The sequence below is a fragment of the Paenibacillus sp. A14 genome (assembly GCF_036864815.1).
Lineage (GTDB): Bacteria > Bacillota > Bacilli > Paenibacillales > Paenibacillaceae > Fontibacillus > Fontibacillus sanfengchensis.
In genome coordinates this window covers 274940-289526 of the sequence record NZ_JBAGJD010000003.1, presented here as the reverse complement: position 1 = coordinate 289526, position 14587 = coordinate 274940, and the positions used below count along the sequence as shown (strand labels likewise).

18 protein-coding genes are annotated in these 14587 nt (G+C 51.3%); all 18 read left to right on the top strand.

Going from position 1 to position 14587, the window contains the following annotated elements:
- Positions 1 to 19: 19 nt before the first annotated feature.
- The 18 genes from fliE to fliP all read left to right on the top strand — a co-directional run bounded on the left by fliE (position 20) and on the right by fliP (position 14584).
- On the top strand, positions 20 to 328 hold the full coding sequence (gene fliE / locus V4U88_RS09290) for a flagellar hook-basal body complex protein FliE (RefSeq protein ID WP_416367196.1): 309 nt from the start codon (positions 20 to 22) through the stop codon (positions 326 to 328).
- 32 nt (positions 329 to 360) lie between these two features.
- A complete protein-coding gene (gene fliF / locus V4U88_RS09285; RefSeq protein WP_334072987.1) occupies positions 361 to 1947 on the top strand; it encodes a flagellar basal-body MS-ring/collar protein FliF in 1587 nt (528 codons plus the stop codon).
- 11 nt (positions 1948 to 1958) lie between these two features.
- Positions 1959 to 2978, top strand: coding sequence for a flagellar motor switch protein FliG (gene fliG, locus V4U88_RS09280; RefSeq protein WP_148449852.1), 1020 nt, complete (start codon positions 1959 to 1961; stop codon positions 2976 to 2978).
- The gene (locus V4U88_RS09275) at positions 2971 to 3822 is read left to right on the top strand and encodes a FliH/SctL family protein (RefSeq protein ID WP_334072986.1); all 852 of its coding nucleotides are present in this window, start codon (positions 2971 to 2973) and stop codon (positions 3820 to 3822) included. Before fliG ends, V4U88_RS09275 begins: the two co-directional genes overlap by 8 nt.
- Positions 3809 to 5128 carry a flagellar protein export ATPase FliI gene (gene fliI, locus V4U88_RS09270; protein ID WP_334072985.1) on the top strand — a complete coding sequence of 440 codons (1320 nt, stop codon included), beginning with the start codon at positions 3809 to 3811 and terminating at the stop codon, positions 5126 to 5128. Before V4U88_RS09275 ends, fliI begins: the two co-directional genes overlap by 14 nt.
- Positions 5129 to 5138: 10 nt before the next feature.
- The gene (fliJ, locus tag V4U88_RS09265; protein ID WP_334072984.1) at positions 5139 to 5582 is read left to right on the top strand and encodes a flagellar export protein FliJ; all 444 of its coding nucleotides are present in this window, start codon (positions 5139 to 5141) and stop codon (positions 5580 to 5582) included.
- A gap of 42 nt (positions 5583 to 5624) precedes the next feature.
- A complete protein-coding gene (locus tag V4U88_RS09260) occupies positions 5625 to 6554 on the top strand; it encodes a MotE family protein (protein WP_334072983.1) in 930 nt (309 codons plus the stop codon).
- Positions 6555 to 6607: 53 nt separating this feature from the next.
- Positions 6608 to 8008 carry a flagellar hook-length control protein FliK gene (locus tag V4U88_RS09255; protein ID WP_334072982.1) on the top strand — a complete coding sequence of 467 codons (1401 nt, stop codon included), beginning with the start codon at positions 6608 to 6610 and terminating at the stop codon, positions 8006 to 8008.
- 19 nt (positions 8009 to 8027) lie between these two features.
- Positions 8028 to 8579 carry a flagellar hook assembly protein FlgD gene (locus V4U88_RS09250; RefSeq protein WP_334072981.1) on the top strand — a complete coding sequence of 184 codons (552 nt, stop codon included), beginning with the start codon at positions 8028 to 8030 and terminating at the stop codon, positions 8577 to 8579.
- A complete protein-coding gene (locus V4U88_RS09245) occupies positions 8576 to 8959 on the top strand; it encodes a TIGR02530 family flagellar biosynthesis protein (RefSeq protein WP_334072980.1) in 384 nt (127 codons plus the stop codon). The genes V4U88_RS09250 and V4U88_RS09245 overlap by 4 nt, the downstream gene beginning before the upstream one ends.
- A 100-nt stretch (positions 8960 to 9059) precedes the next feature.
- Positions 9060 to 9875 (top strand): flagellar basal body rod protein FlgG, encoded by an 816-nt coding sequence (gene flgG / locus V4U88_RS09240; RefSeq protein ID WP_334072979.1) that lies wholly within the window; start codon positions 9060 to 9062, stop codon positions 9873 to 9875.
- Between the two features lie 59 nt (positions 9876 to 9934).
- Entirely contained in the window at positions 9935 to 10159 is a 225-nt protein-coding gene (locus V4U88_RS09235) for a flagellar FlbD family protein (protein ID WP_334072978.1), read from the top strand.
- A complete protein-coding gene (locus tag V4U88_RS09230; RefSeq protein WP_334072977.1) occupies positions 10156 to 10629 on the top strand; it encodes a flagellar basal body-associated FliL family protein in 474 nt (157 codons plus the stop codon). Before V4U88_RS09235 ends, V4U88_RS09230 begins: the two co-directional genes overlap by 4 nt.
- Before the next feature lie 43 nt (positions 10630 to 10672).
- Positions 10673 to 11671 carry a flagellar motor switch protein FliM gene (gene fliM, locus V4U88_RS09225; protein WP_334072976.1) on the top strand — a complete coding sequence of 333 codons (999 nt, stop codon included), beginning with the start codon at positions 10673 to 10675 and terminating at the stop codon, positions 11669 to 11671.
- Complete coding sequence (gene fliY / locus V4U88_RS09220; RefSeq protein ID WP_334072975.1) at positions 11661 to 12878, top strand: flagellar motor switch phosphatase FliY; 1218 nt, start codon at positions 11661 to 11663, stop codon at positions 12876 to 12878. Before fliM ends, fliY begins: the two co-directional genes overlap by 11 nt.
- A gap of 27 nt (positions 12879 to 12905) precedes the next feature.
- Positions 12906 to 13271, top strand: a complete 366-nt coding sequence (locus V4U88_RS09215) for a response regulator (RefSeq protein WP_148449831.1) — start codon at positions 12906 to 12908, stop codon at positions 13269 to 13271.
- Between the two features lie 9 nt (positions 13272 to 13280).
- Positions 13281 to 13823, top strand: coding sequence for a flagellar biosynthetic protein FliO (locus V4U88_RS09210; RefSeq protein WP_334072974.1), 543 nt, complete (start codon positions 13281 to 13283; stop codon positions 13821 to 13823).
- On the top strand, positions 13820 to 14584 hold the full coding sequence (fliP, locus tag V4U88_RS09205; protein WP_334072973.1) for a flagellar type III secretion system pore protein FliP: 765 nt from the start codon (positions 13820 to 13822) through the stop codon (positions 14582 to 14584). Before V4U88_RS09210 ends, fliP begins: the two co-directional genes overlap by 4 nt.
- Positions 14585 to 14587 lie beyond the last annotated feature (3 nt).

Sequence of the window (14587 nt, the reverse complement as noted above, 5' to 3'; positions counted from 1 at the left end):
AAGATAGGAGTGTTGAGTTTTGATACAGGCTATGAATTTTAATGCCTTAAAGGCCGTGGACGCCATAGATCAGCCCAGTAAGCCGGTTTCTCCCACGCCCGCGGAATCCCTGAAAGAGTTCGGCGCCTTTCTTACGGAAGCCCTAAACGGGGTAGACGCCCAGGAAAAAAATGTACAGTCCATGAATAACAAATTTCTGCTTGGTGAAGTAAGCGCGGACCAGGTGATGATCACCTCAGAGCAAGCGATGTTAAGTTTGCAGTTGACTACGCAAGTTAGAAATAAAGTGATAGAAGCTTATCAAGAAATTATGCGTACGCAAATTTAATAAAAAAAGCATGCTTCGGATGAGGTGACGTTGTGAATGAGAGAATTGCCCAGTATCGGGATAAATTAACGGGATACTGGAACCATTTCAGCAAAAAACAGAAAATTTTGCTAATTTCCACTGTAGCCATTGTATTGTTGGCGATTGTCCTATTAACGATCCAGTTTTCTAAAACGGAATACGAAGTAGCCTTCACCGGACTGGACTCCACGGATGCAGCAGGGATTATCAAGCACCTGGAGTCGGGAAAAATTCCCTACAAACTCGGGCCGGATGGCACCAGTATCTCGGTTCCCAGCAAAGACGCTTCCCGCGTCAAAGTCGATGTAGGGTCCCAGGGGATCATCCAGAATGGCTCCATCGGCTGGGAATCCTTTAATGAGAGTTCTTCCCTAATCGGGATGACGGACAACGAATTCGGCGTCAAGTATAAGAGCGCATTGAACGGCGAGATCGAGCAACTCTTGAAACGGATGCAAGGCGTAAACGACGCCAAGGTGTTGATCAATCTTCCGGCCGAAAATGTATTTGCCAGTCCAGAGGAACAGGAGAAAGCTTCCGCCTCCGTGGTACTGACGTTTAAGCCGGGCTACCGCCCGACGCAAGAAGCGGTCGACGGATATTTTAACCTCGTTAAAACATCCGTGCCTAACCTGCCGGTCGAAAACATCTCCTTGTCTTCGAGCGACGACACCGTGCTTCTTCCTACGGGGCAAGGCGGCCAAATCGGATCGCTGACGACGGCGGTCCAGGAAAATATGGCTCTTCAGAAAAAATTCGAGAGCGACGTAAAACAAAGCGTTAAACAGTTCTTGTCCAGATTGATGGGTCAAGACAAAGTGGAAGTGCTGGTGACTTCCAAGCTCAATTTTGACCAGGTCAGCCAAAAGGAAAACTTGGTGACGCCTGTAGATACCGAAAATATAAAAGGTATCGAAATCAGTGCTCAAAAAATTCAAAAGAGCTACACCGGACAGGGAAGCCCTGACAGCGGAGTAGCGGGGACCGGTGAAACGGACGTATCGAACTACCCGGGTACCGAAGCAGGAAGCGGGGGCTCCTCTTCGGAAGAATCTTCGTCCACGATCAACTACGAAGTGAACCGAATTACCAAGGATATTGTAGCCAGTCCCTACGTTATAAAAGATTTAACCATTAATGTTGCAGTTGAACCACCCGACGGTCAAGAAAATTTGGATCAGCAGACTCAAACGGATATTAAGAATATCTTGACCAATATTGTCGGTTCCTATTTGGCTGATTCTGGTACTACTTATACAGACGCAGATTTGGAGAGAAAAGTTTCAGTTTACTCCCAACCTTTTCATAATTCTGGGACAGAACGTTCCGGTTTGAGTCTTTCGAGCCCGATCGTATGGGGAATTGGAGCCGCAGCGTTGCTCGCTATCGCGGGGGTCGTATTCCTCTTGATTCGCAGAAAAGGCAAAGCTGAAGAGGTGGAAGAAGAAATCCCGCTGCCGCTTACGCCGGAATTTCCTTCCATTAACTTGGAATCTGTCACAAACGAAAACCAAGTGCGCAAACAGCTTGAGACGCTGGCCAAGAAGAAGCCGGACGAATTCGTCAACTTGCTTCGCACCTGGCTGGCTGACGAATAGAGGTGAACGCATTGTCAAAATCAACAACAAGCCAAGTTTTAAGCGGCAGACAGAAAGCGGCGATTCTGCTGATTACACTCGGGCCGGAAGTATCCGCCCAAATCTTCAAGCATTTGCGTGAGGACGAAATTGAACAATTGACCCTGGAAATTGCCAATGTCCGGAAAGTGGACAGTGCCGAAAAAGAGATGATTATGGCGGAATTTCACCAAATCTGTCTCGCTCAGGAATATATTTCCCAAGGCGGCATTACTTACGCCAAAGAAATTTTGGAGAAGGCGCTCGGCCAGTCGAAAGCGATCGATATCATCAACCGCCTGACGGCCACTCTGCAGGTCAGACCGTTTGATTTCGCCCGCAAAGCGGATCCGAATCAAATTTTGAACTTCATTCAGAACGAGAATGCACAAACGATCGCTCTCGTCTTGTCATACCTGCAATTTGAACAGGCTGCGGTCATTCTGTCTTCCCTCCCTCAGGAGAAGCAGGCCGAAGTGGCCCGGAGAATCGCTGTCATGGACAGCACGTCTCCGGAGGTTATTTCGCAAGTGGAGCGCGTGCTGGAGCAAAAACTGTCCGCTACCGTGACCCAGGATTACACCAGCGCCGGCGGCATCGAAGCGATCGTTCAAATTTTGAACGGCGTCGACCGCGGTACGGAACGTACGATTCTCGACTCGCTGGAAATTCAGGATCCGGAGCTCGCGGAAGAAATCAAAAAGCGGATGTTCGTCTTCGAGGACATCGTCAACATCGACAACCGTTCGATTCAACGGATTATCCGCGACATCGAAAACGCGGATTTGCAGCTTGCGCTTAAAGTGGCGAGCGAAGAAGTTCGTGAGGCGGTATTCCGCAACATGTCGAAACGGATGTCCGATACGTTCAAGGAAGAAATGGAATTTATGGGGCCCGTGCGGCTTCGTGACGTGGAAGAAGCTCAAACCCGCATCGTAGCAACGATCCGCAGGTTGGAAGATGCCGGAGAGATTATAATTGCCCGCGGCGGAGGAGATGACATCATTGTCTAATTTGATCAAAGTATCCCAATACGTTCCGGTGGACATTTTGAAACAGCTGAATTTGGCCAAAACGTATGAGGCATCCGAGGAACAGCGATCAGACGATGATATGGCTACTGTGCAGGAGGAAGTGATTTCGGCACAGGATGCCGCGGCGGAAGAAGCCAGAAGACAGATGCTGGCCGACGCTAAAGAATTTGCGGAAAGCCAGGTGAAAGCCGCTTCCGAGCAGGCTGAGCAGATTTTGGCCGGAGCCAGGCAACAGATTGAAGACTGGTGGAAAGAACGGCGGGAACAGGACGAACATCTGATCGAGGCCGTAAAATCGGAAGCATTCAATGAAGGCTTTGAAGAAGGCCGTGTTCAGGCCGAGGAAGCCCTTAAGCTCAGAATCGATGAAATGATGAGTGAGGCCGGCGCTGTTCTGCAGCAAGCTTATGTTGAGAAAGAGCGGATTATCCAAGAGGCCGAGCCGTTTTTGGTGGAACTGAGCTGTGCGATCGCCGAGAAGATTATCGACAGACAGCTTGAAGTGGAGCCGGACTACTCGGTGGAACTGATCAAGAAGAGCTTGTCGCGAAAACGGGAGCAGGGCGTACTGACGCTTTGCGTATCGCCCTCACAGTTTGCTTTTGTGCAAGCGGCGCGGGAAGAGCTTAGCCTGGTGATCGATTCGCAGGCCGAGCTGCAGATTCTTCCCGATCCATCGGTTCAGGACCGGGGATGCGTCATCCGTTCTTCCTTCGGAAGTGTGGATGCCAGAATCGATACCCAGCTTGCCGAAATCAAGAAGGAGCTGCTGCGGATTTCGCGGCAGACCGAGGAACGGGGAATGACGAATGACGATCATTAATCCGGCTCGATATATCGACCATCTTCGCCAGCTGGACCCGGTTCGGATCAATGGCAAGGTCACCCAGGTTATCGGTTTGATGGTAGAGTCGGAAGGTCCGGATGCGAGCATCGGGGATGTCTGCTACATCTACCCGAGCAAGTCGTCGCAGCCGCTGCAAGCGGAGGTTGTCGGCTTCAGGGACAACAAGGTGCTCCTCATGCCGCTCGGCGAACTGACGTCGATCGGACCGGGCTGCGATGTGGTCGGTACCGGGAAACCCCTGACTGTGCAGGTCGGTTCGGAGCTGCTCGGCAAAGTGCTCGACGGCTTGGGACAGCCGCTTGACGGCTCCGTTCTTCCCTCGCGGATGGGCCACTACTCGACGTATAACAAACCGATGAACCCGCTCAACCGGCCGCGTGTGATTGAGCCGATCAGCATCGGCGTCAGGGCGATCGACGGTTTGCTGACCATCGGGAAAGGCCAGCGGGTCGGGATTTTTGCCGGCTCCGGGGTCGGCAAAAGTACCTTGATGGGAATGATCGCCCGCAACACCTCGGCCGATGTCAATGTCATCGCGCTGATCGGCGAACGGGGCCGCGAGGTCCTGGATTTTATCGAACGCGATCTGGGACCGGAAGGATTGGAGCGATCCGTGGTGATCGTGGCGACTTCCGACCAGCCGGCCCTGATTCGGATGAAAGGGGCGCTCATCGCCACGACGATCGCGGAATATTTCCGGGATCGCGGGTTGAACGTCATGCTGATGATGGACTCCGTCACCCGTTACGCCATGGCGCTGCGGGAAGTGGGGCTTGCGGTCGGCGAACCGCCGGCGATGCGGGGTTACACCCCGTCCGTGTTCGCCGCCCTGCCCAAGCTGATGGAGCGGGCCGGCACGGGACCAACGGGTTCGATCACCGCGTTTTATACCGTGCTGGTAGACGGGGATGACATGAATGAGCCTATCGCGGATGCCGTGCGCGGCATTCTGGACGGACACATTGTACTGAATCGGAATATCGCCAATAAGGGGCATTTTCCCGCCATTGATATTTTGGCCAGTATCAGCCGGGTCATGAAGGACATTGTGACCGATGAACAAAACGATGCCGCCGAGAATCTAAAACGGCTTCTGGCCGTGTACAAGGATTCCGAGGATCTCATCAATATCGGGGCATACCAACAGGGCTCCAATGGGGAAATCGATGAAGCGATCGGTTACATCCAGCGGATTTGGGCTTTCGCGAAACAGAAGGTTAATGAGAAAGTGACGCTGCCCGAAGCGCAGGAACAACTTATTTCCGAATTTGCAAGGAGCTGAATAGTAAAGGATGAGATTCCGTTACGTATATCAGAAGGTCGTGGACTTGAAGTCCAATGAGAAGACTCAGGCTGAATGGATGCTGTCGGCGGCCGTAGGAATTCTACAGGCGGAGCAGTGCTCCCTGGAACAGTTGGTGGAGGAGCGGTCACGAATCCATACCGCCATTCAAAATGAGATGGAAAACAAGGCTTCGATGATCAAGCTGCAAGAACTTCAACGGTATATGGACTATCTCGAAAACTGCATCACGCGAAAAATCGGAGATGTGCAGCGGGCGGAAGTCAATGTGGACCAGAAAAAGTCGATATTAAGCACGAAGATGTTGGATGAAAAAGTGTGGCTGAAAGCCAGGGACAAAGCGAAGGAAAAGTTTCAGCAAGAATTGCTTCTTCGGGAACAAAACGAATTGGATGAAATGGCAACGGTCCGGTTCGCCATGAGAGCCCGTTAAAGGAGTCGGGGCCTACAATGGGTTTGCGAAGGAGGAGAAGAAATGTCACAGACTGAACTGGATGAGGAACTGGAGGAGTCAGGCGGAGGGTTATCAAGATTTTTGTTCTTTATGACCCCGATCTTGTTCACGGTCGTACTGCTTGGCGTGTTGTTGACCTTATTCAATGTAAATATCAAACAATCCTTGCTGGATATCGGTGAGAAAATCCCGATCGTCAAAAACTGGATCCCGGATCAAACGGAAGAAGTTGCCAAGGATGCGGAAAAGGATGAGAAAAAGCAGCAGGAAAGCACCGAGGCTACCGTTAAAGAATTGAAAGAGCAGGTGGCCAAGCAGGAAGATGAGTTGAAGCAAGCCAACCAGCTTGCCGCTGAGCAAGAAACGAAAACGAAGGAGCTCCAGGAACAGCTGGATACCGCGCAAAATGCGGAGGAAGAGCAGAAAAAGGCCGAAGAAGAAGCCGCTTATTTAAAGGAAGTCAAAAAACTGGCATCGATCTATTCGGCGATGAGTCCAAGCAAGGCGGCGGCGATTTTTGACAAGTTGACCACCGATGAAACACTTCAGATGTTCAGCGTCATGAGCAACGAGAGCAAAGTGGCTATCTTGGAAAAAATGGATCCCGAGAAAGCGGCGAATATTTCCATCCGGCTGAAAGACGTTAAGCCGGCGGAAGACCTGGCGATTGCGGCGCTGCAATCCCGGCTGAAAAAGGAAGCCACCGAAGAGGCGCCTGCCAAAGCCTCCGGGGCCGCGTTGGATGATGCGCAGCTCAGTCAAACGTTCCGAACGATGTCGGCGGATTCAGCTTCCAAGCTGATTGTCCAGACCTATAAAATCAGTCCGGAAAAGGCTTTGAAAATCTTGAAATCGATCGATGACACAACGCGATCCAAAATTTTGGACGCCATGACCAAAGCGGATGAGAAGCTGTCGGTGAAGATCGTAAACCAACTGGTCGGCAAGTGAGCAGCAGGGGATGACTTTTTGGACGACCTCTAGGGAAAGGAGGTGAAAAGAAAATGAGTCAACCATTATCTAATGTAGGAACTTCAGCTCCCGCAAAATCATTGTGGTTCGGAAGCGCCGGTAAAGTGGCGGGCGCGGAAGGCACAGGAGCTACCTTCGGTCAAACGCTGGTATCGATGCTCGCCGGGGAGGCCGGCTCGCAAGAAGGACAGTTGACCGCACAGTTGGCGATTTTGGCAGGCTTGACGGACACGTCGAACGGGTTGGCGGCAGAAGGCGAGAACGAAAGTTTGAACGCACTGCTGGAAAACCTGCTTGAGCAGTTGGAATCGTTGGATGACGCGCTGGCGGAGAATCCGGAACTCCTCGCGATGCTGCAAGGCTGGCTGCAAAATGCGCATCTCTATCTGCAAAACGTGCAGCAAGCCGACGGTTCCGACGGGGCTCCAAGCGATTCGGGGATTCCGGCGCTGGCCGAGCATGCCGAAACAGTCCGATTCGCGGTTCAGGATACGTTGGTCCAACTGGTGGCGGCTTCAGGTTCAAAACCTTCGGCAAACGCCGAGCTGAATTCGCTGCAGGCGAAAGCTCTTTTGGAATCGCTGCAGACGCTTCTTTCCTCGGCAGGAATCACCGGAGAACATAAGTCACCGTCCGGGAAGTACGCATCGACTCTGGCTGATTTGAAAGGCATTTTGAAGGAGAACTCGTCCGTTCATCCGGATCGGACAGGGACAGCCGCCGACAAGAATGTGGCTGAAGCTCCGAAAGTGCAAGTAGTCTCTCAAGCCGAGACCGCTTCGGTCAAAGCATCGGCATCCACAGTGTTGCTGGCAGGTGAAGATACGGCTTCTACTGCCGTAGAAACCTCGGATGGCGAACATCCGTTTCAATCGGGCAACGTGGTGACGGCGGGGCAATTAGCCCTTCGCGATGCGGCGGCGGCTCCATTAAAGGCACCGGCTCCTCCGGTACCGGTCGAGAAGTTCGGCGAAGAAATGTCCCGCTTCTTGGTGAGCAAGCTGGAGATTATTCAGGCGGGCGGCGTATCCGAGGCGAAAATTTCGCTCTTTCCCGAGCATTTGGGACAAGTAGACGTCAAAATTACGATGCAAAACGGCCAAATGATCGCCCAGTTTATGACGGAGCACGCTTTTGCCAAGGAATCGCTTGAATCCCAAATGGCTCAACTCAGATCGGCATTGCAGTCCCAAGGGCTCCAGGTCAACAAATTGGAAGTGACGCAAAACACGCCGTTGTCCTCCCATATGTACCAGGATGGTCGTCAACCGGGAAGCGGTACGGGGCAACAGCAAAACGGAAAGCGTCGTGAAGTGGTTTCCGAGGAAGAACTGCTGGGCATCCATGATCTGAACGAGGAATGGAACGAGTGGATCTCGAGCGTCAGAGAAACAGAAGGAACGTTAGGAAGTTCCTTTGTGGCTAGAGCCTAGCAGAAAGGAGGCTGATTTCATGGCCGAAATTATACCACCGAAGGTCAACTGGCCGCATTATTCGACCGAGAATGTCGAAAGAGCCAGTAAATTGGATAACAAACTGGGGAAGGACGACTTTCTGAAGCTGATGATGGCTCAGATGAAGTACCAAGACCCGATGTCTCCGATGGATAACAAAGACATGGTTGCGCAGATGGCCCAGTTCAGTTCGGTCGAACAGTTGACCAACATATCCGATCAGCTAAAGGCGATGAGCGCGTCGCTCGGCAACAGTTCGGGCTTGATCGGTAAAATGGTAAGCTGGGCGGGAGAAACGAAGACCGGCAACTACGATATTGCGACCGGGAAACCGGAAGTGATCGCAACGACAGAGAGCGGTTTGGTCGATTCGATTATCGTTCGCGGCGGTGTTCATTACGTGAAAGTTGGCGATAAAGAAATCGAGCTTACCAAGGTTGAAAAGGTGGAGAACGCACCTGAACCGGAACCGGAGCAGCCTGCCGAAGGAGACGGCGGTACGGGCAACAATGCGCCTCCACCGGCAGAACAAGGAGCGGGTGCGGAGTGAGCGACCCAATCCGTATAGGGCACCTGTATACCGGCCGGATTCAGCCGGGGACGGTCCCCTACTCCAGAAATCAGCAGGCTGAGAGCTCACCCAATGGTTTAAGTTTCGAGGAAATGCTCCAGGATCGGCTGCTGCATTTCAGCAACCATGCCGTGAAAAGGCTGGAGCAGCGCGGAATTGAGCTTAAGCCGGAGGAACTGAGCCGCATCGAATCGGCGATCGACAGTGCGGCCGCCAAAGGCGCGAAGGAAACTTTGATATTAATGAAAGATACGGCCCTGATCGTCAACGTGAATAATCGCACGGTTGTTACGGCGATGCATGGGAGCAGCATGAAGGACAATGTATTCACCCAGATTGACAGCGCAGTTATCATTTGACAAACAATTGGCTGGCCCGGATTCGGAAGCCGACAAGGGCCGCGGATCGACTGAAGCGGTCCTAGAAATTACATTTGTCCCAGGGGAGGAATTTTGCAAAATGTTAAGATCCATGTATTCGGGTGTTTCAGGCATGCGCGGGTTTCAAACGAAACTCGACGTGATCGGCAACAATATTGCCAACGTAAATACCGTTGGTTTTAAATCGGGACGCGTTATGTTTAAGGATATTATGAGCCAGACCGTTGCAGGGGTAACCGCACCTACCGACGAAACCGGTGGTATTAACGCTAGACAAATAGGTCTTGGGGTCTCCATCGGATCGATCGACACGCTGCACACCGGCGGCAGCGCCCAGACGACGAACAATCCGCTTGATTTGCGGATCGACGGCGACGGTTTCTTCATGGTGACACTGAATGACGAGCAGGAGGTCCCTTTTCTAACCCGTGCCGGTGACTTCCACCTGGATGCGAACCGCCGTTTGGTGACATCCGATGGTCTGCTCGTTTGTAACGCAGACGGTGAACCGTTGGAGGCTATTGAGGATGATGTTACTGCTTTTTCAATTGGAGCAAACGGTATTATCATGCAGAAACTGAACACCGGGGCTACCGAGGAAGGGCAAACCATCGGGTTAGCTAAGGTAACCAACCCGGAAGGTCTTGAGAAAATCGGGGGCAATCTCTATCGGACGACCTTGAATGCACAAAATGGCGAACTGGTGATGTCCGCTCCGAACAGCCAGGAAACCGGCACTGGCGCGCTCGTACCTGGGCAGTTGGAAATGTCGAACGTCGACCTGACGGGCGAATTCACCGAGATGATCGTGGCGCAGCGCGGTTTCCAGGCGAACTCCCGGATTATCACGACTTCGGATGAAGTGCTGCAGGAAGTAGTTAACCTGAAGCGTTAAGATGAAGGTTAGCGGGGGAAGGGGACTTTCCTTTCCCCGGTCTAATTGGGAGGTTTATCATGATTTCTGTAACCAAGCTCAACGGTGCGCAAATGTGGCTTAACGCCATTATGATCGAAACCGTAGAAGAAACACCCGATACATACGTGACCCTTGTAACCGGCAAGCGTATTATCGTGCTGGAGAAGGCGTCCGAAATTATCGCGATGATCAACGAGTATTACAGCGAGATCGGTATCCACGCAGCAACTATTAAAGTGCAACAAACGGAGGAATTGTCATGAAAAAGATGGCACCATGGCTGATTACGATATTGCTGGCCATAACCCTGATCGTAATGGCCGCCTTTCTGCTCGTCAATCAGATGACGGGACCGGCTTCGGGCGGTGAAGTGAAGGCCGCGGTTGACGAAGTAACCGTTCCTAAACACTTGACTGCGGATGAACTGGTTGAAGTGACTTCAACCATCAATGATATCAAAACGAATCTATCCGATCCGAATTATGTCGTTGTCCTCGATTTTGCGTTCCAGCTCGATAGCGCCGCTTCCAAGGAAGCCTTTGATAAAATCAAGGATTTCAAAATCACGCCGATCATTATTAAAACGCTGGCGGACACCAAGCCGGAAGAATTGAACGGGGCCAGAGGTAAGGACAATATGAGTTCGAAGCTGCTGAACCTGATCAACAAATCGCTGCCGGAAGGAAAATTGATTCAAATCGATATTACCAAATTCATTATGACGGCGATCTAGACTAATATCGGTTTTCGATTACTTTTCCAAGGGGGTGAGTTGTTTGGTAGATGTGTTGTCGCAAAATGAAATCGATGCCCTGCTTGCCGCGCTTTCTTCGGGCGAGATGGATGCCGAGGAATTGAAAAAGGAAGAGACGCAGCGGAAAATCCGGGCTTACGATTTCAAAAGAGCCGTTCGTTTTTCCAAGGATCATATCCGCAGTTTGACGCGTATTCATGAAAACTTTGCCCGTTTTCTCACCACCTATTTCTCGGCACAGCTTAGAACGTTTGTCCAGATCAATGTGGTTCAGGTTGAACAGCTTCCGTATGATGAATTCATCCGGTCCATCCCGAAGATGACGATCCTTAACATTTTTGAGGCTGAGCCGCTGGAAGGCAGAATGGTGCTGGAGGTTCACCCCAATATCGCTTTCGCCATGTTGGACAGATTGCTGGGGGGGATCGGAACGGCACCGTCAAAAATCGGTTCTTTAACGGAAATCGAAACGATTATCATGGAACGAATTTTCAGCCGGGCGTTCGAAAGCTTGCAGGAAGCTTGGAAAACCGTGATTGATATCAATCCGCGGATGGAAGGTCTGGAGACCAATCCTCAATTTATGCAAATCGTTTCGCCGAACGAAACGATCGCGCTGATCTCTTTGAGTACGAAAATCGGGGACACGTCGGGGATGATTAACCTTTGTATCCCTCACGTCGTAATTGAGCCGATTATGCCGAAGCTGTCGGTGCACCATTGGTTCGTCTCCCAGAAAAAAGCGCGGGTGCCTGAAGAGGTGGATGCGCTCCGCCATCGTGTGAATAGAGCCAAGCTTCCGATCATCGCAGAGCTCGGAGAGTCCCAAATTACCGTTCAGGAATTTTTGGAACTGTCCGCAGGCGATGTGATTTCCCTGAATAAATCGGTGCAGGACGGGTTGTCCATCAGGGTTGGCGATCGATTGAAATATATCGGAAGTCCCGGTACGTTAAAAGACCGAGTTGCCGTGCAAATTGATGAAATTGTCAACGAAGGAGTTGAGGAACTTGACGAGTAAAGATTATTTGTCCCAGGAAGAGATCGATGCCTTGCTAAAGCAGTCCAACCCGGACTCGGCACCCGAACCGACGGTCTCCGATTATTTGTCGCCACTGGAGCAGGACGCTCTTGGCGAGATCGGAAACATCACCTTCGGGAGCGCGGCAACGGCGCTCTCTACCCTGCTTAGCAAAAAAGTGGATATCACAACTCCCAAGGTATCCATAATTACGAGATCTCAGTTTGAAACGGAGTTCCCGAAACCGCATGTTGCCATTCATGTTCAATATGTAGACGGTTTTGAAGGCGTCAATTCTCTCGTTATCAAAACTAGAGATGCCCAGGTCATTGCCGACTTAATGTTGGGCGGCGAAGGAAACCCGGCTGATGAGGAACTGAATGAAATTCATATCAGCGCGGTTCAGGAAGCCATGAACCAGATGATGGGCTCATCCGCGACCTCCATGTCGACGATCTTTAACCGGTTTGTAAATATTTCTCCACCGGGGATCGATATTTTGAACATGACGAACGGGGACGGCGTAGCCAGTCTGCCGCCGGATGAAACCTTGATCAAAATTTCGTTCCGGTTGACGATCGGCGATTTGATCGACTCGACGATCATGCAGCTGTTAACCGTCAAATTCGCGAAGGAAATGGTCGACAGTCTCATTAACGGCTCGTCTTCCGAACCGTCCGCTCAAGAGGTTGCAGCCGCAGCTCCGGCGGCCGCGGCACCAGCTTACGAGGCTCCGGCTTACCAACAGCCGCCCGCACATGCACAGCAGCCAATGGCACAGCCGCCGATGCAACAACCGCCGATGCAGCAGCAAGGATACTATTATCCGCCGCAAGAACGGCCTTATGGCGAACCGCAGCATTTTGGCGGTGTACCCGGAAGGAACGTGAATGTGCAGCCCGTACAATTCGCTAACCTTGGCAACCCGGCATACGGTCAAGCCGACATTAATAATTTGAACTTATTGATGGACATTCCGCTTAAGGTCACCGTAGAATTAGGAAGGACCCAAAAGCAGATCAAAGATATCCTCGAATTGTCCCAAGGTTCGATTATCGAGTTGGACAAGCTTGCCGGCGAACCGGTGGACATTCTGGTCAACAACAAGTTGATTGCCAAAGGCGAGGTTGTTGTTATCGACGAAAACTTCGGTGTTCGCGTTACGGATATTGTCAGCCAATGGGATCGCATACAAAATTTACAATAGTAGAAGTTTAGGGAGGATTTTAAATCAATGGCAAACCGAATTCTTATCGTAGACGACGCAGCATTTATGAGAATGATGATCCGGGATATTTTGACGAAAAACGGATTTGAGGTTGTCGGTGAAGCACAAGACGGCGCGCAGGCGGTGGAGAAATTCAAGGAATTGCGTCCGGATTTGATTACGATGGACATTACCATGCCGGAGATGGATGGCATCGCGGCGTTGAAAGAGATCAAGAAGCTGGAACCGAATGCGAAGGTCATCATGTGCTCCGCGATGGGGCAACAGGCCATGGTTATCGATGCCATTCAGGCGGGGGCGAAGGACTTTATTGTCAAGCCGTTCCAATCCGACCGGGTTATCGAAGCGATCAACAAAACGCTCGGATTGTAGGCGAAACCGATGTTTCTATCGCAAACTGACGTTCCGCCGGGATTTAGTAGGGATGTCAACCTTTGGGGGAATTTGATTAATGTCATTGTCGTACTGGCGATAATCATTGTTTTGATCGTAGTCTTAATCCGTTTTTTGGGGAAGAGAAACCGGTTATTCTCCCAAAGCCGTTCGATCCGTACGATGGGAGCTGTCGGTCTCGGTCCGAACAAGTCGCTCCAGGTGATCGAAATCGGCAGCAGCGTGTATCTTGTCGGCGTGGGTGAAGATATCACCTTGCTTGACAAGATTACCGATCCGGAAGAACTGGCGGCTTTGCAGCAGGCTTTTGAAGAGGAGGGGACGGAGTTTGCCGGAGTGACTTCGGTTCTGTCTGGCCTCGTCTCCCGATTCCGCAAAGCGCCTCCGCAGGAAGCGGAGGAACTCGAAGGGACATCGTTTCATGAAATGTTTCATTCCCAGTTGCAAAAAATGCCTAGCCGCAAACGTCAGATGGAGGAACTGCTGAAGGACCAGGAAGAAGAATCTACAGATCGGTTGAGGGATTCATGAAGAACAAAGTTCTAATTGCGACATTACTTTTTACGTTGTGGAGCGTTTTGACAGTAACCATCGCCTCCGCGGCTCCCGTCGATCCTATTCCCGAAATCGGGATACAAATCGGGGGGAATACGGGAACAGAGGGCGGCACCAGCTCGCTATCGCTCATATTGCTTATTACGGTGTTAAGCGTAGCGCCGGCGATTCTGGTTCTGATGACCAGCTTTACGCGAATTGTGATCGTGCTCGGATTTGTCCGCAGCTCGCTGGGAACGCAGACTTCGCCGCCCAATCAGGTTCTGGTCGGCCTGGCGCTGTTCCTGACGCTGTTTGTCATGAGTCCAACGCTGTCAACGATTAATGAGGTAGCGTTACAGCCTTACATTAAAGGGGAAATCACCCAGACGGAAGCTTTAAATAAAGCGGCTGTTCCTATGAAAAAGTTCATGTATTCACACACGCGGCCGAAGGATCTGCAATTATTTATGAGTTATACCAAAACCGAGAAGCCGAGCAGCTACGAGGAAATTCCGATTTCGGTCCTGGTTCCCGCGTTCGCCATCAGTGAGCTGAAGACCGCATTCCAGATGGGGTTCATGATATTTATACCTTTTCTAATTATAGATATCGTGGTCTCAAGTGTGCTCATGGCGATGGGGATGATGATGCTTCCGCCGGTTATGATCTCATTGCCGTTCAAAATTTTGTTGTTCGTCTTGGTTGATGGATGGTATCTGATTGTGAAGTCTCTGCTGGTCAGCTTCAATCCTTAGCGA